The sequence below is a fragment of the Sphingobacterium sp. UBA7625 genome, assembly GCF_002484085.1.
Lineage (GTDB): Bacteria > Bacteroidota > Bacteroidia > Sphingobacteriales > Sphingobacteriaceae > Sphingobacterium > Sphingobacterium athyrii.
In genome coordinates this window covers 214412-234771 of the sequence record NZ_DLJD01000003.1, presented here as the reverse complement: position 1 = coordinate 234771, position 20360 = coordinate 214412, and the positions used below count along the sequence as shown (strand labels likewise).

14 protein-coding genes are annotated in these 20360 nt (G+C 46.0%); all 14 read right to left on the bottom strand.

From position 1 onward, the window contains the following. Nucleotides 1-9: 9 nt before the first annotated feature. The 14 genes from B4G94_RS00985 to B4G94_RS00920 all read right to left on the bottom strand — a co-directional run bounded on the left by B4G94_RS00985 (nt 10) and on the right by B4G94_RS00920 (nt 20355). A complete protein-coding gene (locus tag B4G94_RS00985; RefSeq protein WP_286856588.1) occupies nt 10-1380 on the bottom strand; it encodes a DUF1800 domain-containing protein in 1371 nt (456 codons plus the stop codon). A 198-nt stretch (nt 1381-1578) separates the two neighbouring features. Beyond that, complete coding sequence (locus tag B4G94_RS00980) at nt 1579-3750, bottom strand: alpha-galactosidase (protein ID WP_286856587.1); 2172 nt, start codon at nt 3748-3750, stop codon at nt 1579-1581. Between the two features lie 372 nt (nt 3751-4122). After that, the gene (locus B4G94_RS00975) at nt 4123-5556 is read right to left on the bottom strand and encodes a phytoene desaturase family protein (protein WP_104381420.1); all 1434 of its coding nucleotides are present in this window, start codon (nt 5554-5556) and stop codon (nt 4123-4125) included. A 20-nt stretch (nt 5557-5576) separates the two neighbouring features. Further along, complete coding sequence (locus B4G94_RS00970; RefSeq protein ID WP_158655597.1) at nt 5577-5738, bottom strand: hypothetical protein; 162 nt, start codon at nt 5736-5738, stop codon at nt 5577-5579. A 10-nt stretch (nt 5739-5748) separates the two neighbouring features. Further along, nucleotides 5749-6438, bottom strand: a complete 690-nt coding sequence (locus B4G94_RS00965; protein ID WP_286856586.1) for a hypothetical protein — start codon at nt 6436-6438, stop codon at nt 5749-5751. A gap of 29 nt (nt 6439-6467) precedes the next feature. Then, entirely contained in the window at nt 6468-7919 is a 1452-nt protein-coding gene (locus tag B4G94_RS00960; RefSeq protein ID WP_286856584.1) for an MBL fold metallo-hydrolase, read from the bottom strand. Between the two features lie 22 nt (nt 7920-7941). Then, nucleotides 7942-9411 (bottom strand): hypothetical protein, encoded by a 1470-nt coding sequence (locus tag B4G94_RS00955; RefSeq protein WP_286856583.1) that lies wholly within the window; start codon nt 9409-9411, stop codon nt 7942-7944. 24 nt (nt 9412-9435) lie between these two features. Further along, nucleotides 9436-10785, bottom strand: coding sequence for a beta-carotene 15,15'-monooxygenase (locus tag B4G94_RS00950; RefSeq protein WP_286856582.1), 1350 nt, complete (start codon nt 10783-10785; stop codon nt 9436-9438). Between the two features lie 42 nt (nt 10786-10827). Further along, nucleotides 10828-12195 carry a RagB/SusD family nutrient uptake outer membrane protein gene (locus B4G94_RS00945; RefSeq protein ID WP_104381415.1) on the bottom strand — a complete coding sequence of 456 codons (1368 nt, stop codon included), beginning with the start codon at nt 12193-12195 and terminating at the stop codon, nt 10828-10830. Between the two features lie 26 nt (nt 12196-12221). After that, on the bottom strand, nt 12222-15275 hold the full coding sequence (locus B4G94_RS00940) for a SusC/RagA family TonB-linked outer membrane protein (RefSeq protein ID WP_104381414.1): 3054 nt from the start codon (nt 15273-15275) through the stop codon (nt 12222-12224). A 577-nt stretch (nt 15276-15852) separates the two neighbouring features. Beyond that, the gene (locus B4G94_RS00935; RefSeq protein WP_158655594.1) at nt 15853-16005 is read right to left on the bottom strand and encodes a hypothetical protein; all 153 of its coding nucleotides are present in this window, start codon (nt 16003-16005) and stop codon (nt 15853-15855) included. A 4-nt stretch (nt 16006-16009) separates the two neighbouring features. After that, nucleotides 16010-17650, bottom strand: coding sequence for a hypothetical protein (locus B4G94_RS00930; protein WP_286856580.1), 1641 nt, complete (start codon nt 17648-17650; stop codon nt 16010-16012). Nucleotides 17651-17676: 26 nt separating this feature from the next. Continuing rightward, complete coding sequence (locus tag B4G94_RS00925; RefSeq protein ID WP_286856579.1) at nt 17677-19008, bottom strand: hypothetical protein; 1332 nt, start codon at nt 19006-19008, stop codon at nt 17677-17679. Nucleotides 19009-19020: 12 nt separating this feature from the next. Next, entirely contained in the window at nt 19021-20355 is a 1335-nt protein-coding gene (locus B4G94_RS00920) for a RagB/SusD family nutrient uptake outer membrane protein (protein WP_286856578.1), read from the bottom strand. Nucleotides 20356-20360 lie beyond the last annotated feature (5 nt).

Genomic DNA, 20360 nt, shown 5'->3' with positions numbered 1-20360 from the left:
TTTTTTTAGTTAACAGAGCTGATATTCGGGCATACTCATGGTTTCAATAATCGACATCCTGATGTCTCCGGCAGCGTATTTTTCAAGTATATGCTGTTTAAAAGACGGTTCCTTCTGCAACAATAACTGTATTGGTTCCTTTCCTGCAAATACTGCTTCAACCTCCGGCCAGGCGATCGACATATTCGGATTTTTGAATCCTTTCAGCTTCCGCTTTTGTTTTAAGCCCATGTCAAGGTCGTCGTCCTGCTGTGGGGAGAGATCAAGCGGGCGTAGGCCGCTCCATATCTGTGGAATCTGCATCCGGAGCAAAAGTGTGGAACTGTCGATCCAAGCCTTTCCCGAAGGCCATCCAGCTACGTTCGGTGGATATAATAATAACTGTCCCAATAGTTTTTGATAAACAATCAGGTGTTCGGGATTTTCTATTTTCATCGGTAACATACGCATAATACCAACTATCAGTTCTACTGGTGATTTTATTTTGCTGCCGATATTTTTAGGTTCGTAAAACCAGGATGCGGTAAATATATGATCCAACAACTTTTTGATATCGTACCCCGAATCATAGAATTGTTTGCTCAGCCTATTGACCAGTTCATTGTCTACCTGTTCATTGACCAGAAAACGATACAGTTTAGCTGTAATAAATCTTGCCGTTGCCGGTTGTTCCAGGATGATATCCAGGATATCATTCCCATCAAAATTCCCCGTTTTTCCTAAAAATGTTTTCATACCGGGATCATGAAACTTCTTTCTTTCCATAAATCGGGCATCCCGATCATAAGACCAACCCGTAAATGCGCGTGCAGCTTCACGCACATCCGCTTCGGTATAATGACCACGTCCCATCGTGAACAGCTCCATGACCTCCCTTGCAAAATTTTCATTCGGATGTCCTTTTTTATTCTGCTGATTATTGAGGAAGCGGAGCATAGCCGGGGCTTTGGAAACAGCAAACAGCATATCCCGAAAATTTCCCAGTGCATTTTTTCTGATCTCATTGAGAATATGCGCGCTGAAAGTTGAATTGACCACGCGGCTTGCGAAATGCCCATGCCAGAAAAAAGCCATCTTTTCCCGCAGCTGATCTTCCGAGTGAACCATAGCTGTCAAAAAATTAAGGTTGATTTCTATATTCTGCTGTCGGTTACGCTGCTGAATTTGTTTTTTCGCCCCCGCGTTCAATTTTGAAAGCGTGACGTAATCAGCATCCGTGTCCGTGTCGTTAAAGCGTATCTGTTCGAAATCCCGTGTCCGAGCATATGTCTGCCAAACTTCGGCGGTAGACAGCCGTTCGAAGGCGGAGATCTGTTCAAGGCTGATTCCAAATCCCGCACGATTCGCCAAATGTTTATTTTTAATAAATTCAGAAACCATTTTATTTCCGTTTATAGCTAATTAACAACTTAATTTGCAAATGTTTGCAGGCTAAGACAAACATTTAACAAACATTAAGGTAAATTAACAAACCCGGCAGTTGCTCCCCCTCTACTCCTAATTCAAACGAATAATCCCTTTCTGTCGATATTTCCTACACACCGATAAAGTTTCATAACCGTGTACTTTGGGGACGGATCATTCCACCGTAAACCAGCGGTAGCTCTCGGCCGGGATGGTAATGGTCATTGTCATTTTAGCAAGCGGATCCAAGGACATCTTTTTCACAGTTTTATCATCAAAAGTCAGTTTTGCGGAGCCCGACAAACCCGTATAGTAAAGTGGTAGCACCAGCGTATGTGTGATCTCAGTTTTCAAGGGGTTAAACAGCATGCCCAATCCTTTGATCCCTGGTGCCGTTGCATTGACATGCAAAAAGCCATCCCAGTCGCGACCATCCGCACGACGTAAATGAATCAGATCAGCATTGAGGATATCGCGGTATTTTTTATACCATTGGATCACATCTATCACCGTCTGCTTGGTCTCCTCCGTATCGTAGAGACGGGGGCCACGATAACAGGCCTGTACACCGGCACCGTAATACTGCATCATCAGCTGCCGATAATCCTCCAGATGCTCATTTAGAGGTTCAAGGACCGCCTCTTTTCCGCCGCCCTGATAGGCAGTCAATGGAACAAATCCCCAGCCCATAGACGGGTTCTGCTCCCAAAGCGCATCAAAGATATTCTGCCGGTTGAGTATTCGTTGGTTTTCTCTAGGTAATGAAAAATTCACTTCCCGATATCCGATTCCTGTCTTGTTAGAACCATCCAGAAAATACCAGTCCGGCGAATTGATATACACACCGCGGGCATTTAGCCAATGGTAAAGCTGCTTTTGCATGTTAAATTGTACCCATTGGCTATCTTCCTGTCCATGGTGTCCGGGATGACTTGTCGAGGCACACTGATCGCCAGGAAAAGGACCATCATTTTCCCAGATATCAAATCCAGTTTTTTCAAAAAATGTCTTGATCCGCTGAGCATAACCGATCCCCCAGTTGGAACCAAAACAAGGGGCATTGCCGAAAAATGTACCACCTGTCTTTCCCGTCTTCGGATTGATGATATCATCCGCTTCACTGATCTTGCGGGAGCTAAACAAAGAATAGGCACCTATTTTAATATTTTTACTGTGCGCATAATCCGCCAGTTTTTTCAGTGCGGCAAGGTTCCCAGCCGTCGTATCCTCCATATTTACGTGACTGCCGAAACTGAGGATCAGCGCTTCGTATCCTGTGGCAGCGCATTGGTCAATGGCGGTGTAAACCTGCTCATCCTTTTTGCTGACCAGGTGCATAAAGATCGGATTGGCCGTTGTCCAAGGTGCGATGGTCCGATACATTTTGCGGATGGCCAGGCCACGGCGTTCGCGATCATAACTATCCATGAGCAGCTCCCAGGATCGGATGGAACTGAAGTTATCCTTTGGAGCAAGTTTGATGCCTACACCCGCAGCGGGGTAGACCTCCATGATCGCCGGTGTTTTCAGGTTGTAGTTCACCTGAGAAGTAAAGGTAGAATCCGCTTTCCAGTGCAGCGACTGATCGCTGAGGTGGTAGCGCATTGCATTGTTGAAAGCAAAATTGCTTTCGACATACAGGCCATGCTGCTTCTTCATCTCTTCGACTGAGCCCACTACGGCACTTTCCTCTTCGACCAGCGCCAGCTTTTCGTTGATGACCTGATTGATCTGCACTGTCTGGTTGCCCGTATTCCGCACGGTCACCCATTTACTGATCAGCGGGATCCCATCATAGATGGCGTAATGCACTTTTACTTCAATTCCAGATAATGGGACGGCAGCCGGAGCGGCATAGGTAAAGGTCAGCACCTTCCCTTTTCCGGCAACCTTATGTGTAGACCACCATTTATCCCCCTTCCAAGGTAGCAGCGGATCCAGTTCACTGATTTCATGCTTTACATAACTAAAATCTTCGGGTTTTGTCGTAAATGTGGGCATCCATTCCGGTCGCAGGTAAGCGCGTTCCTTTTGCCCATCCACCCCACCGACATTATACCATTTGCCGTTGAGCTGCAGCAACGCTTCCGGCTGTACGGCACGAATGAGCTGCTGTCCTGTGATTAAGTTGGTAAAATCGTAGCAAAAGGCATTCGGTCTAACCCAGAAGGAGCGGCGTACAAGCCCATTCTCCAATACAATGTTCTGGTCATCGACCGCAATGCGGGATTGATATGCTGCAGTTCCACTGATTAGCCAATCCTGCGACTTAGGTTCTTTTTTTTGTGCGAATCCCTCTTCCGCAGTTATCAGCGTTAATGCAATTAAAAATAACTTAAATCTCATATTTTGTATAAATTAGGAAGTAATCGTGCTTCCAAGACTACTATGCGCTCATAAGATATCGCCTTCCCTCCTTCGGTCAATTGCCTGTACGCACTTTAAACACATGTTCTTAATGAGGTGGAGAAGACAAGGTATGGTTTATAAAAAAATTTCTTTGCTGAAATATAGGAGATTTAATTAAGTAAAAAAAAATAAAAGAGGTGCAATCGATTGTTTAAAAATCAATTGAATATCCACCTTAATGCATATCTGTTTGAATTTGATTCAAAAATAAAAACCTCACATGGGATATAAAACGGGTATGCGAGGTAGAGAATAGCAGACTTGACCCATTTGCATACGGAGCATTTATTAAATCAGCTATGCAGGAAATTAGCGATTCACCACAATACCAAAATGTTCTTTGAGGGCCGTCCGTGCGGCGTGATAACCACTCATCCCATGCACACCGCCACCGGGAGGTGTTGACGACGAGCAGATATACATATTTTCCACGGCAGTACGATAAGGGTTCAATGCCAGGATCGGTCGGCTATACAACTGTGTAATATCCATTATTCCACCATTGATGTCACCACCAATGTAATTGGGATTGTATTGTTCAAGCTGCGCCGGAGATAAGGTGTGCTTCGCCATGATCGTGTCTTTAAATCCGGGTGCAAAACGTTCAATCTGATTTTCGATTGCTTCAGTATAATCATGTGTGCTCCCATTCGGGACATGGCAGTATGCCCAGCCGGTATGCTTCCCATCTGGCGCCCGGCTGGGATCGAAGGCACTCTGCTGCGAAAACAAGACAAAAGGCCTATCGACTTGCCGGCCCAAATGGCCCTGTTTTTCAGTTTCAGCAATTTCAGCATAGGTGTTCCCCAAATGTACAGTAGCTGCCTCCTGACAGCGTAGGTCTTTAAAAGGTGTCTTTTCGGACAAAGCCCAGTCTACTTTAAAGACGCCCATCCCCTGCCGATAGCGCTCAAGTCGCTTGCGATAATGAGCAGAGAACTCCACCCCTTTGAGTCGCAGCAACTGCTTGGGTGTCATATCGCACAGCAGTACCTTGTAGTAAGGAAGTTCGCGGAGGTCGTCCACCCAGCAATTGGTTTGCAATTCCCCGCCTAGAGATTGATAATACTGCAGCAGTGCATTCGCAATGGATTGGGAGCCACCCACAGGAATCTGCCAGCCGTATTTATTACCCACAGCGGATAGCACAATTGCAATAGCAGAAGTTGTCCAATTGGTCAATGGCTGGATACCATGTGCCGCCATCCCGGCCCAAAGGGCCTTCGCTGATGCCGTGGAAAAACGTCCTGCAGTCCAGCTTGCGGGCTGCAGCGCATCGAGGCCAAAAGCCGCCAGCTGAAGGGGATGTTTCGGCAACAATAGTGGCCCCATAATGTCGGTCGCAAGCTCATCCCAATGAATAATGACCTTTTCAACCAGCTGACGATAACGCTCCCCATCCGCCCCCAAACCCTTTATTGTTTCGAGCAGGCTATGATAAAGGATGCCCGTCTCCCCACTTAACAGGGGATGTGCAGCAGCATACCTAGGTTTGACAAAGGATAGGCCAAATGCATCCAGTGGCAGACTTCTGAAAAATGGAGAAGCCATGGCCATGGGATGAATCGCCGAACAGACATCGTGCTTAAAGCCTGGCAGCGTGAGCTCTTTTGTCCGCATACCGCCGCCAATTGTATCAGCACCTTCAATCAGCAAGGTACTAAGTCCTTGCTGCTGAAAGGTGATTGCAGCCGCCAGACCATTTGGTCCGGAGCCAATAATAATTGCATCAAATTTTCGCATAAATTGTGTTTTAACCGCTACTAATCACAACCTGTATTAGGCTGATCTTTTTTTGAACGCTTTGATGAGGTTGAATCTGATTGCGTTTTGTCATGATCCTTTTTTTTACCTGCTGATCCACATGCCACGGTAAATGTCGTTAAAACAAATGCTAAAAGTCCGAGATTGATTAATTTTTTCATATATATGTTATTAGTTTTTAATATCTTCTTCACTAATATGCTCGTTCTCAAAATACTCCCGATACCGTTGTTTCAGCTCCTGACGCTGCGTACTGTCCAACTTAATTTTCGGATCGGTCTGGGAGACTACCGTAGAAACGACTTTGTGTGCCCCTTTTCCTTTTTCAATAAATAATACTGTCGGTGAGGATATTCGCTTAATGGAATCAATGCCCAGCCCATTATAAGGATTTAGAACAGCGTGAAACTTGTTTAGGATAGCCTCATAGCCCGGACTCCCAGCTTTGGTCGTGACGACTTTCCCTTCCTTATCCTTCTCTTTAAGATCCCGGATATCATGAATATTGAGATAATAAATCGCTAGTTTTTCCTCCTCGGCAAATTCCAATAAAGGCTCAATTGCATTGCGCAACCAAGGGCAACTTGGCCAGCCAAAAAGAACAATACCATTTTCGAGTTTAAGGACTTCCTGTTCAGTTGCATAGACAATCCGTGCGCTATCCGAAATATGTACCGCAACTTTATTCGTATTATTCAAGCTTTCAAGTTCATGCTTAAAACGGACAGCATCTTCTTTTTTTAGCAGCAGATGACTATTCTTTACAGCATCCTTTGTGTCGTGTCTGGATTGACAGTTAGTTACATTCAACAGTACGATGATCGCAAAGAGCATGCTTCCAATTAATTTTAAATCTTTCATCTTGTAACGGGTTTTCATTGTATTTTTTGTTAGTTCTTCGATTGCTTGTATTCTTTGATATGTTCTCCCACATCCCATACGCGGGTTCCGGGAGCCAATTCATTGATCAGGCTGCTGGCTATTGCCGAGCGGTAGCCCGAGGCACAATGAACGACAATGATCTTATCCAAGGGGAGTTCGGCAATATGTTGCGTTAATTCAGCTAGTGGAATATTGTGTGCCTCTTTAAATACCGGTTCTGCCTTTGCCTCCGCTACCGTTCGCACATCCACAATAAAATAATCCGTCTGATTCCGGTCAAATGCTGCCTGATCAAATGTTGCTGACTTCTGTCCTTTGTAATCACCATAGATGACAGCCGCTTTTACAAACTGTTCGTAACCGATTTTTGCGAGCTTCTCAAGTTGTAACTGCACTTCCTGTTTCGTGTCAGCAACTAGATAGAAACTTTCTTGTGGTGCTATGAAAGTCCCGATCCAGGACTCAGATTTGCTGCGCTCGGGAATATTAATGGCCTCCGGAAAGTGGGATTGTCTGAATTGTGCAGCCTTACGTGTATCTACTACTTTACTTTCTAAAACTTTCGCCACACTTGCAGCAATAATGGGGATTCCCGACAAGCTAGTGTGTAGTGCAGCAGCTCCCTTGCGGTTCAGTGCTACATTGTAAGGAAAATATACAGGGATGGGCGATCGGTCGCTCAAAATCAGCTGTACAAATTCCTCTTCCGATCGTTTCTGAAAGGCAAAATTCTGTTTTCTTTCTGCGCCAATCGTACTTTGCTTCAGGTCCTTTATCGCATTTCCACAGAATGAGCCCCCTCCATGCGCTGGATAGAGTAGCACATGATCAGCAAGCTTTAAATAGCTGTTGTTGACCGTATGAAAAAGCTGGCGCGCCAGCTTTTCACGCTGTGAAGCCTGTTGGCCAGAATATTCCCGCAAGTCGGGCCTCCCAACCCCACCGATCAGCACCGCATCGCCAGAAAAGATAGCGACATCGCTACCCCTATCTTTTAGCAACACCGAAATGCTATCGGCTGAATGTCCCGGTGTATTGATTGCATGCAGTATAATATGATCAGAGATCTTTAACGTGTCGCCATCATCAAACGTTTGGTGCGGATAAGTTGCTTGCAGCAATTTACTTACATACACAGGTACGTTCTGATCCTGATGAATTTCCAGATGGGAACTCACAAAATCAGCATGCGAATGGGTTTCTACCACCGCTATAATTTTTGCCCCCTGCTCCTTCGCGTAAGCGTAATAAGGAGCTGGATCGCGGGCAGGATCCACAAGTACAATTTTCCTGTCGGCCAAGATTGCATAGGAGAATTGGACTAGGCCCTCATCTTCAAATTGCTTAATGGTATAGCCAAGCTCTTGTTTATCGGTATTCCCAAAACAGGACGCCCCCTGCCCGGCTGAAGCAAGCGTAAACAGGATCGCTGAACGGTGAATAAATAATCTTCTATTCATGATAGTACTTCCTTTAAATCAATTAATATGTAAAGAGTGTATTTTTCATATACCATTCCTTACCGGTGAGATAGGATTCTTTGATACGGTCAAGGGTGATTTCAACGTTGTTCCCTTCAGTATCCAAGCCTTTGAGCTTGATCCGTTCCCTGCTTGGCCGCTCATAAGCCCATTTCAGGATATGCAAACTATCCCCCTTTGCTTTTCCATACAGCGCTTTAAGGCCTACATCCAATTTTTCATCCAAAAGTTCGCGTAGTTCCTTACTAAATTTTTGATTTTTATCGATGAGGTAAAGACTATGATCTAGGGAGTCTATCTCATAATATAAATAACTCTTACCGCCCGCCCTGCCCGTAAACTCGTACGTCTTGAGGACATCGTTCAGTGCGGGGGTACCATTTCCCAGATCGATCGGATTAGCCTTGTTGACCTTATATACCAGTGTCGAGTAGCGCTCAAAAAAGGCTTCGTGCCAGCGCACCGAATCTTCGGGCGAATAAGGAATAACTTTTCCGTTTAACAGAAAGCTCGAAACCTCATAATGCCCTGCTGCCTGTGTCAAACCGGGCAGCACCGGTTCCTTCAGGCGACCTTCATCGTAGAATCGTTCGTACCTAAAATAACCGTACACAAAGATGAACAGCACGACAATCGTAGCCTTAATTCCCAGGTACAGCGGATTGTTCCATTTCCGCAAAAACCTGGGAACATAATAGTAGCTGCTGACGGGCTCGCGCAGGATAAAGAGCTTCCAGATTGCGGGAAAATATTGCAGCAACAAAAACAAAGAAAGCAATACAAAGTATGAACTGTATACATGCACGGCACCATCGTAAGCCAAATTGGCATGGGCGATGTTAAACAGTACGCCGGCATTGATAATAGCCCCTATCACCACCGTAGGCCGAAAGAAGAGCAGGCTTCCGGCGGTGATCTCCAAAACACCTAAGAAGATCTCATACTTATAGGAAACACCGACAATCTGCCAGTACAGTTTAAAAGGTGCATATTCACCAAAGTCTGTATTCAGATTGGCAAGTGATGGAAAAGGCATCTGCATGGGAAAGAATTTGATAAAACCAAATGCAATCAGTCCCAACGCAATACGATAACGTACCAATACCCGTAGCCAGTAGTAAAGCACATCATACTGCTTTACTTTGCTATTTCGCGCCAATATGGTCCAAATAGCAGCGCCGAGTACAGCGATCAGGCCATTGAGCCACCAGGAGGTGTAGGATGCAAAGCCCCACTTGCCACTTTCGGTATCAATTTCAATCCAGCCCGTTCGAGATCCCCCAGCTACAGAGGCCATAAAATCATACAATGAATCAGGGACAAACACCTTCTCATACCAGTCCCAATCCAAGGGAATGACCATGAGAATAAAAAAAATAAATGTAAACCGAAAACCTACTTTTTCCCAGTACTTCCAGTCCCTGTCTTCTTTAGTTGTGAGGGTTCCCTCAATATGTTGAATAGTTACCATAACCTTAATCTAAATTTGAATCGGTTAATAAATACGGATTGGTTTTCTACGGCCTTCATGCAGCAGATATTTTTTGTTCACTTTTTCAAGCCGTACCTGCAGTGTGTCTCCGGACTGATTTGTTCCTTCGAGCAGCAGCGTCCGTTTGTCAGGCCGGTTTACGACAAATGAAAAAGTATGGTCTTGGTTGATCTTTCCGACGAGCTCAATGACTGTCGGCTGTTTTTCGCCACCTTTTTTCAGGCTATAGCCAAAGAATTCACGGCCGCTATTGCCCAGATACTCGTAATTGCGTTCCCTATTAAAGGCGATCCGAGGTTTAAGGCTATCCACTTTTACAGGCTGGTTTCCACGAATGCTAATGGTATTCCACTTTTCGAAAACCACATCCTTCCAACGGATCCTATCGGTCAGTGAATATGGCAGTGTATCCCCCTTCCATACAAAATCTTTCACGTCGTATACACCGGCAGCACCTGCCAGACCTTTTTCATCGGGGAATGGATAATCCGAATTCTTCCAGCTCAAGTAAGCCTGCACACTAAATACTGCGATCAGGAGCAACAACAAAACCTGGAGATAAGGACGGATGATGGCGATCCTGCGCCCGTATACCGGCCAAAAACCGTCGGGAATAGTGGCTGTCTTTTGGATCAGCAGACGGTAAAAACGGGGCCAGTCATAAGCGAAAATAACGATCGCCAATAGCAGTAGGAAAGAGCTGTATACTTGCTCTCCGATCTCATACACATAGTTGACGATCACCACATTGAGCAATACCGCCAGTAGCAACCCTGCGCCAATGACTGCTGTGCGGCGGTTGAGTAAAAAGAGCCCGCCCACAATTTCCAGGGCTCCGATCACCGGCAGATAACCTGCGGTCGCAATGCCATTGGTCAGGTAATAGAGTTTCCAGAGCAGAAAATCGCCGTATTCCGTATGTAATTCACTGATGGTCGGTTCAGGCAATTGTATCGGAATTATTTTCACAAGACCGATGAAAGTCATTGCCAGTGCCAGGCGGTAGCGCAACAGGACACGGAGCCAATAGAATAAGGCATCATCATCAGCTTGGAGACCTTGCTTCAATTGTCGCCCAAAGACCAAAAAGACCAACAATGCTAGCCCGAGGGCAATCGCCCAATTGTAGTAGCCACGCACATCGGTCCCGACCAAGGAGCTTTCGGGGATAAAAGACGTACGATAAGTAGCCAGTGCAAACCAGTTCTCCGGTGAAAACAACTCTCCGAATGATGTACCCTTAAAAAGATTAGGGTCATAAGGAATGCTGAGCAAGATAAAGAAGATCAGGCTGATATATAAGATATTCGAGCGATAACGCTGAAAAAAATGAGTGTCTGTTAATGTGGTCATTTCAATACGATTTAATGGAAAAAAAACAGGTGAACCAACTGATCAATCCAAACCCGGGTTTTGTTGCAAATCTGGATCTATGGATACCTGCGCATAAGGAATCGGAAGCAGCAGCCTATTCACAGAGGAAATATGGAGTACCTGCTGTGCCCGACCTGTTCGCAGCAGATCATACCAACGGTGGTTTTCTAAGGCAAACTCTACCCTATTTTCATCTTCGATGGCCTGTAGCAGTGCCGCGGCGCCGAGGCCAGCCAGCGGTTTGATATTGGCCCGCGAACGTATGGCATTTAAATCAGCCAAGGCTGCGTTCAGATCCCCCGTTCCATTACGCTGGGCCAGGGCTTCGGCGCGGATCAGATAGAGTTCGGCCGTGCGAATCAAAAACGCAGGATCGGTACGGTCTGTCCGGTAATACAGATTGCCAATTAGGATATTCGGGTCTGTCGAAGACGACGTTTTGGATACGAGGGCCGCCCTATCCCCTCCAATATTGGGATCCACCAGCAGATCATAGATCGCTTGTGCCGGTCTTATCCAGGCCGTTCCACCATTGCTTCCGGCCAGCCACTGGCTTGCCTGACCACTGGTATTGTTGATATCATACACCAGTTCGAATACCGATTCTTTGGTATTGGAGGTATTATTTGCGTAAAACGAGCGATAAGGCGTCACCAAACTATAGTTCGTATTGTCGTCGATGATATACGAAGCATATTTGATCGCTTCGGACCAATTTTTTTGATAGAGATAACATCGGGCCAGCAGTGCGCGTGCCGTTTTCTTGGTCGCCCGGATGCGATTGGTTTCATTGGGCAGCAGCTGTTCCGCTTTCTGTAGATCCTGCAGCACTTGTGCATAGGTTTCCGCGAGGGAGCTTCTTTTGACCTGTGGCAGACTACTGGCCGAGGTGGTCGGCTGCAGGACGATCTGTACACCGCCCCAGGTCCTTGCCAGGTCAAAATAGGCCAATGCCCGAACAAAATAGGCCTCCCCGACCAGCTGATTCCGCAACGCTTCGGTAAACGTGTTTGTCAATGCCAGATTCGGGACCTTCGCGATGACATGGTTGGTGCGGTTGATCGTCGCGTAGACTTGATTCCATACGGTGGCAAGCACGGCCAGATCAGATTTAACCGTATGGTTGGTCAAAGTCTGATGAACTGTCTGACTGCCGCGATACTCGATGTTATCAGCCGAAAAGAAGCCCAAAAGCTGAAAGCTGTAGCCATAATAATCGTTTGATCGCAGTGCCGAATAGATACCACGAACAGCAGTTGTGGCCGAACTTTCATCTACAATGGTTACTTCATCCGATACAGAACTCTTGGGCTCCACCTCCAGAAAAGAGCTGCAGCCTGTCAGCTGAAACACGAGTACCGGAAAAAGGAGATATATAATTTTTTTCATGAGCTTAATAGATTAAGATTAATGCTTTATAAGGTGACATTTAGGCCGAGCTGAAAGGTGCGTGGTTGAGGTGGTGTTCCAAAAGAACCTATCCCCTGTGCATTGGGATTGCTGGTCACATTCGATTCCGGGTCGCCGGTGTATTTACTCCACAAAAAGAGGTTGGTGCCCACAAAATACACCCGCGCAGCTGTCAGCCTTGCCTTCTCCACCAGTTCCTTGGGCAATTTATAGCCAAAAGACAGCTGTCTCAGCTTTAGATAGGAAGCATCTTCGAGGTAACGGCTATTTGCATCGATGGTATAGTTCAACCCCACTGATGTCAAGCGAGGTACATCGGTGATATCACCGGGTTGTTGCCAACGGTTCAGCACATTTTTATACACACCACCGCTACTTGGGTTACGCTCCCGGAAATAACGGTTGAGGTTAAGGGCATAATTCCCATATTGAAAACTAAAATCAACGCCCAAATCAAAGTTTTTATAGGTGAACGTGTTGCTTATACCGCCATAAAACTTAGGGTAAGCGTTGCGAAATACCTTCCGCGCCGAAGTTGGCAAAGAGCCATCGGCCAGCTGTCCCTCGAAAACAGCATTACCCGTTTGAGGGTCAACAGATAGCTGCTCGTAAAGCCAAAAGGAATTGAGCGAATAGCCTTCTTTGAGGATGACCCAATCACGGGTATACTGAGTGATCTGTGTCGGCAGTTTTTCCACTTTATTTTTATTCCCTGACAGGTTTAAACTTGTATTCCAGGCGAAATCCTTTGTTTTCACATTGAGTGAATTGATCAGGAGTTCGTATCCTTTGTTGCTGATTTCACCGACATTTGCCCAATATTTGGAGAATCCGGAGATCCCGACGATGGGGCGTTCGAGCAGCAGGTCAGAAGTATATTTATGGTAGAGATCGACAGTGATGGACAGGCGGTTTTTGAATAGGGCCAGATCCAGTCCCAGATCCGCCTGCGCTGTTTTCTCCCAGCGCAGGTCATCGTTGCCCAGCTGGAAAGGCCCCGTAGCTGGCGAAACTTTACCGAAACTATCCGCATATTTTTCATTGCCCGTCCATAGGCCCCGGGCTGCAAAATTGCTGATACCCGCCTGATTGCCTGTCAATCCGTAGGAAGCCCTTATTTTCAGGTCGCTCAGCCAAGTTTGATCAGCCAGGAAAGCCTCTTGGCTCAGGCGCCAGCCCGCCGAGAAAGCAGGGAAATAGCCCCAGCGATTATTTGCTCCAAATTTGGAAGAGCCATCTGCCCGCAGGGTTGCCTCCGCAAAATAGCGCTCCGCATAACTATAGCCTACCCTACCAAAATAAGAAGAAATGGTATACTTGCTCCAGTTATCAGAACCGATAATATTCGCTGCCGAAGAAATCTGTTTGAAGGAGTCATTGGCAAAACCATTTCCTTCTAGATAGTTGTAATCAAGCACATTGCTCTGCAGCGTATTCCCCAAAATACCAGTCAGGCTGTGTTTTCCAAACGTATGCTGATAGGACAAAGTCTGTTCATTGATCCAGGTACCATTTCGGGAAATACCTGAAGTCGCCTGATTATTGTTTGCTATCCCAATACTGGTCTTGCTGTTCCAATATTGCGATTCATCGTATACATTGTAATCGGCGCTGAAACTCGATTTGAATTTCAGTCCTTTCAGAATTTCAATTTCCGCAAAAGCACTTCCGACATAGCGGAGACTTGTGGTATTGACATCATAATTGTCAACCAAGGTGTAGGTATTGTCCGTTCCATTGAGCGATCCATCCGTATTGAAGATCGGAACATTCGTTGCTGAGGAAACCGCCGAATTGAAGAGGCTTACCTGTGGTCCGTCGCCTGTACGTGCCTGATTACGGTAAGTTCTTGAAAAATTATTCGTGAGGCCGATCTTGACGCGGCTGTTGATCTGATGATCGAAATTAAACTTTAGATTGGTCCGGGAGAAATCGATTACTTTAATAAAGGCTTCCTGTCCGGTGTACCCAGCACCAATGTAAAACCTGGATTTGTCACCGCCCCCCTGAATACCAATATTATAATCCTGCAGCTTACCATGTCGCAGCAGAAAGCCCAGGCGGTCATAGGTCGACTGCTCTTCGGGATTACCTTTACCCCCTTCCGAAACCGGACGGTAAGGCCTGTTAGCAAAGGTTTGTTTTAAGGTTGGATTGTCCAATCCGGAATTTATCCACCACTCATTGGCTAAGGTTGCTGTTTCAGGTCCATTTGCAAGTTCAGGTAGTAAAGATTTATTCGCTTCTGCCCAGCCAGCTTGCAGATTGAGGTCAATTTTGGTACGGCTGCCATAGCTTCCTTTTTTTGTAGTAATGATAATCACCCCATTGGCACCGCGGGAGCCATAGATTGCCGTTGCCGAAGCATCTTTGAGCACTTCAATGGATTCGATATCCGCCGGATTGATATCTGTCAGTGGTGAACTGGTCCTTCCGCCGAGACCGATATTCTGGAGTGAGGTATTATTTAAGAATACGCCATCAATAATGTACAGTGGATCGCTGCTGGAGTTGATGGAAGTCGTTCCCCGAACCCGCAAAAAGATACTTTCTCCGGGTACGCCCGAATTTGTCGAGACCTGTACGCCAGGGAGCTTACCCTGCAACTGTGCGTCGAAACTCGCGACTGGAATTTTGTTGACTTCGGCGGCATCGATCTTGGCGACCGACCCCGTTAAGTCCTTTCTTTTTTGGGTACCGTAACCGACGACGACCACTTCGTCCAGATCCGATACTGCCGGCTGCAGCAGCAGTTGGATCTGGGCTTCGCGAGCCGTAATCTTACGGCCTTTATAGCCCAAAATTGAAGTGGAAAAGGTCAAGGGAAGCCGTTGCCCCGTGACAAATTGAAATCTTCCCGACGCATCGGTTTTTACTTGGTGTGTAACACCTTCGAGCTTAATCGTCACGCCTTCAATCGGCTGATTCGTGATTGAATCCAATACTACGCCTTTCAACGTTGCGTTAATGAGCGGCTCCGATTGCTGCGAAAATACAGGCAATAGCAAACCATGTGACAAAAAAATTGTCACGGCGTACTTCCATACGCTATTTTTCATAGGTAAAATTTTAACAGTGAATAATTACAAGTGCCAACGCCAATTGATTACTTGTCAGTAAAGCTGCATTCCAAAGAAAGATTACTTTCTTTTAACCTCAGCTACACATTCGCATATTCATGTCGGAGCAATAGGATTTACAAAAGCGTTGATATACGCTTTGTTGGGAAAGGTTCGAATAAAATCTGTGGTTCATAAATAACAAATTAAATTAAAAATGCTGTTGATTACTCACGGAAGATGCTGCTTTAGGAAGGCCATAAAATTATTTATTGCCCCTATTTTATAAGCTTGTCTCCTAGGTTGATAAACAAATATAGTAAACATAAAATAAAATCTATAATATTAGTAGACTTTATTCTAATTATATGATAGATTTTACAAAGAGCCTTACATAGAAATACGGATTGCAATCTAAGACACCTAAACGCTCTATTAAATTCGCTATGCGATACAGCTCCTGCCATTAAACGATTTAATACAAGCGGATCTGCGATAAAAGTATATAAAGGATAACGCATGCGGAGCATTAGCTGGGTAAAGCTCACTACAACATAGCAAGATAATCACCTGTAATTCAACGGTACGTCCCTGTCGGCATCAGCCTTTGAGCAGACCAGGAGCCATCGTCTTCATAAGGCCGAGGATTGACCCTTCGACTATGCTCGACAGCGGATGTACAGGTTTTGCCGCTGCCGATCAATAGCATACAGCAGACAAGTATTCTCATCTTCTTACCGATCATAATTGCCAGCTTCAAACTTACCGGGAGAAATTTTATAATCCCTGATGGCTCGGTCTAGTATGACATAAATAGAATCTCTATGTTCATCAATACCAGTTAAAATCACCCGATTTCCACCGTCAATTATTTTATAGGCAACCACAAATCTTTCGCGTATTTCTTTTGCTGCCAGTTCATCCGCTTTTGCAAATTCGCGAAGGCGCCGCGCTGTCCGCGCAGGTTTGGCGACATAATCGGCCTCATCTCCCAAGGAAGCTTTCACCTTAGCAGGAATCCAATCGGCTAGTGAAATCGCCGGGCGCTTTTCTTCAGGTCCTTTTGCCGATTTGAGGTAGTTGCGCACACCACCGTCTCCCCCCTCGCCAGCAGTGACGTTCCGCTGATCGGGTATCAGTTTATACTTATCTTCCAGGTACAAATGCTGATTTACCGTATCCACATAATAGTGAAAGGCACGCTGTCCACCGGCGACACCCGATATTTCAAATGTTCGGTTGACATCTCTTTTTGGATCACCGCCACCATTGGATAGATCCAGTTTTAAGGGTTTATTCACTTTAAAAGTAAACGTTGACCATTTTTCAAATGTTGCGGACTGCCAGCGTAGGCTATCGTAAGGATTAAAAGGCCGCAAGACCCCATTTAGACGAAATTCCGTGACCTCATAATTACCACGCAATTCCCGAACACCAGCTGTGGAGGGTTGTTTGTAGGGATCGTACCGAAAATCAACATATTGCAGATAGAAGAAAACGATCAAAAAAATAAAGATAATGATGCCTTTCAACCCGATTCTAATTTCATTTAATCTTCCTTTGAAGCTTGGAAAAAACAAGGCGATACGTGCTGGCTGTTCGCGAATAAATACCTGGTAATAGGGACCAAAATAAGGAACCAGCAGAAAAAGACTTAACAGTACGAAATAAGAACTATACACATGCACACCTCCGTCGTAGGCAAAGTTGACCACGACAATAGCGCCCAGAGCCCCGACTAACAAGGTCGCACCGACAGCCACCGTACGCCGAAAAAGCAACAAGGTACCGGCTGTTACTTCCAGTATGCCAGCAAATACCTGATACCAGGGTACTATCCCAAAGGAAAGCCAAAAAATCTTTTGGGCGGTCAAATCGCCATAGTCCGTATCCAGGATGCCATAAGATGGGTAAGGCATCTGTACCGGAAATAGTTTGGTAAAGCCAAACCCGATGATGCCCAGGCCAGCACGGTATCTAACAATGACATTGAGCCAATAATATAACCTGTTATAACTGCGTTTCTCCTTTTTTAGCAGTTTGGCCAGCCCCGTCCATAGCAAACCCAAAAGGACCGCAAAAAAGAACGTATTTACCCAGATGCTGTACCCTTCCAAACGACTGCCAAAGGTCGTACGCCCAAACCAGCTGACACCCGAGCCAAAACGGCAGATATCATAGAGGTCCCTGTAATCCAGATTAAACCAGTTTATGGCAAACACATGCTTGTACCATAAAGGACTATTCGGAATGGAAATAATGATAAAAAAGATAAAACTTATGCGAAAGGCAATCCGTTGAAGGAGCGTCCATTTCGGTGTAGGTGCAACTTTTGCTCCTACCCTTTCTGTTTGTATTTTTTCAGCTATTTGCATGATATTTCGATTTAAGCTACCGTCAATTATAATTTAAAGCCCAGCCGGTCACGGCCACGTTTGCCAACTTCATAGAGCAGATACTTCTTATTTACTTTCTGAAGAGCTATGGAAAGTGTATCCCCTGTTGAATTGGTGCCATACAGCTGGATATGCGTACTGTCCGGCCGCAGCAGCTGTAGCCGCAGGCTATCGTTTGGATAGGCCGGATTCGGATTTTTCAGCAGGATAGTCCGATTGGGAGCAGTGGTATATCGATAGTATAACCGTCCCCCCACCTGTGTATACTCATAATCCCGCTGTTGGTCCGCCAGGAATTTAGCCGGCGCGGCTGTCTTTATAGCATCATTCATCCGTACACTTAAGGTATTCCATTGTTCAAAAACGACATCCCGCCAACGCTGTTTATTGGCTGGCGAAAATGGGATGGTATCCCCATTGATAATAAATTCGTCCACCAGATACTTACCAGCGATACCTGGTAAGCCCGGTTGCTCTGGGTAATATAGCGATGCCGTCTTACTGACCTCATACGATTTGAAACCTGCGAGACCGATAAATAGTAGCACAAAAAGTAGTTTAAAAATCCAGCGGGAATAGCCCAGGTGTACCTGCGACCAATCGAATTGCCAGCGTTGCGGAGAGGTGTAATCAAATTGGATCACCAGTTGAGCCAACCGTCTGGCATCGTAAAAGAAGATGGGCAGCGTCAACAATACCGTGAAAGCCGAGGCAAGATAATGGCGTCCGCCATAAGCCAGATCAGCGAGAAACACATTTCCATAAAATGGAATGATGATCAGAACGGCCAAAAAGGAAGTTCGCCGAAAGAGCAGCAGCACAGTGGCCAGTAATTCGATAACACCCAAAAAAATGACATATGCAGGTGCTGCAGACAGACTGAGATAAAGCTGTTTCCAATCTTCAAAATAACCATAAGGTGTATTCAGATGGCTCAGTGAAAGTGCTGGTGCAAAAATGGCAAATAGTTTCGTCAGTCCTGCCACAGACAGTATAGCAGCTAGGCGAAAGCGAACGAATATGCGTAGGAAATAGTACAGTGAGGCTTCCCGTCCGGGATCGACACGACCTTTGACAGTCCATAGTCCTGCCACAAGCGCAGCTATGGCAAGCAGCAGAAACCAATCCGCAAAGCCCGATATGTCCCCAAAAAAATGAGGCAAGAAAATAACTAGGTTAAAAAGGTCGCTCAGTAGATATTGCCAGCTGATGCCTAGCAATTGTTGATAAAAATCAACTTGTAAGGGCACACTGAGCAAAAGGATAAAAACAATGCTCAGCCGCAGTAAATATCTTTTCCAAAAGGGAATGCCCGGAAGCGTTTGTATGGTAGTCATGGTATCTGTTTTTTAGCGTGAATAACCTGGGTTCTGTTGCAATACGGGGTCGGCCAACAACTGGCTATAAGGAATGGGCAGCAGCAGGCGAAAATCCTCCTGAATTCCCAAAGTCTGCTTGGCACGACCTGTACGGACAAGATCAAACCAGCGGTGCGCTTCAAAAGCAAATTCCAGCCGGCGTTCATCTGCTATCCATTGTAAAATCTGTTCTTTGGCTGTCGACGAAGGACGCGCGGTCAATGCCGCGCGTGTACGGATTCGGTTGAGGTCCGTCAGGGCCTGCGTATAGTTGCCCAGCTGCGCACTAGCCTCGGCCCGAATGAAAAGAATTTCAGCAATGCGAATGATATAAGTAGGATCTTTGGCCGGATCGCGATAGTAGAGATTGCCATACCACCTCCCCTGATTATCCTTTGCAATGAGCTCACTACGTGCGCCCCCAGTCTCGGAGCTCGTCAACAGTTTGATCAATGCCGCGTTGGGCGCCCATTGCCTTGTGCCGCCGTTGGTTTGTGGCTGCCATTGTGTGCGGTGCGGATTCGGTTCATTGGCACTGTAAAAAAGTTCAAATATAGACTCCTTGGTTTCGGTAAGGTCGTTTTTAAAGAAACTATAATAAGGATTCAGGAGTTCGTAATCCTGATCCGCAGCAAGCACATTCGCATATTGAATGGCCTGTTGCCAATCCTGGCGATAGAGGTAATATCTCGCTTTGAGGGCCAGGATTGTTTTTTTGGTAAAAGCCGTACGGTCGGTGGTATTACTCAGCAAGCCTTCCGCTGTGTTCAAATCTTCAATTACACGCGCATATACCTGATCCGAGTTACTCCGTGCGATCCCCATATTCTCCCCGATCTTGGCAGTCGGGGCCGTGACAATTGGTACACCACCCCAGACCCGGACCAGGTCAAAATAATTCAGCGCACGGATGGCATAGGCTTGACCAAGTATATTTTGCTTGACCGCATCGCTGATATTCTGCTTGTCATAGTTTGTCAAATCCCGGATCACATTATTCGCCCGGTCGATGGACTTATAAATACCGTTCCATGTAGCCGCCAGGGTCGCATTTTCGGCATTGACCTTATGATTGATAAATTCCTGTATCTGTGATTGCGAGCCCGTCCACTCGATATTGTCTCCGGAGAGGTAGGCGATGGATTGATAGTTGACACTGTAATAATTCCGCAAGGCGGCATATACACCGTTCAATGCCGCTTTGGCAGAGGTCTCATCGTTGATCACCTGATCGCCGGCTATGGAGGTGCGCGGGTCTACATCCAAAAAGGAAGAACAGGACGAAAAGAAAACAACGGCCAATAGAAAGAGATAATATTTTTTCATGCTGT

Coding starts and splice junctions, on each gene's coding strand:
- B4G94_RS00945 (WP_104381415.1), bottom strand. CDS start 12,195: ATGAAAAAAATTATATATCTCCTTTTTCCGGTACTCGTGTTTCAGCTG.
- B4G94_RS00920 (WP_286856578.1), bottom strand. CDS start 20,355: ATGAAAAAATATTATCTCTTTCTATTGGCCGTTGTTTTCTTTTCGTCC.
- B4G94_RS00985 (WP_286856588.1), bottom strand. CDS start 1,380: ATGGTTTCTGAATTTATTAAAAATAAACATTTGGCGAATCGTGCGGGA.
- B4G94_RS00955 (WP_286856583.1), bottom strand. CDS start 9,411: ATGGTAACTATTCAACATATTGAGGGAACCCTCACAACTAAAGAAGAC.
- B4G94_RS00930 (WP_286856580.1), bottom strand. CDS start 17,650: ATGCAAATAGCTGAAAAAATACAAACAGAAAGGGTAGGAGCAAAAGTT.
- B4G94_RS00975 (WP_104381420.1), bottom strand. CDS start 5,556: ATGCGAAAATTTGATGCAATTATTATTGGCTCCGGACCAAATGGTCTG.
- B4G94_RS00970 (WP_158655597.1), bottom strand. CDS start 5,738: ATGAAAAAATTAATCAATCTCGGACTTTTAGCATTTGTTTTAACGACA.
- B4G94_RS00940 (WP_104381414.1), bottom strand. CDS start 15,275: ATGAAAAATAGCGTATGGAAGTACGCCGTGACAATTTTTTTGTCACAT.
- B4G94_RS00960 (WP_286856584.1), bottom strand. CDS start 7,919: ATGAATAGAAGATTATTTATTCACCGTTCAGCGATCCTGTTTACGCTT.
- B4G94_RS00950 (WP_286856582.1), bottom strand. CDS start 10,785: ATGACCACATTAACAGACACTCATTTTTTTCAGCGTTATCGCTCGAAT.
- B4G94_RS00935 (WP_158655594.1), bottom strand. CDS start 16,005: ATGAGAATACTTGTCTGCTGTATGCTATTGATCGGCAGCGGCAAAACC.
- B4G94_RS00925 (WP_286856579.1), bottom strand. CDS start 19,008: ATGACTACCATACAAACGCTTCCGGGCATTCCCTTTTGGAAAAGATAT.
- B4G94_RS00965 (WP_286856586.1), bottom strand. CDS start 6,438: ATGAAAGATTTAAAATTAATTGGAAGCATGCTCTTTGCGATCATCGTA.
- B4G94_RS00980 (WP_286856587.1), bottom strand. CDS start 3,750: ATGAGATTTAAGTTATTTTTAATTGCATTAACGCTGATAACTGCGGAA.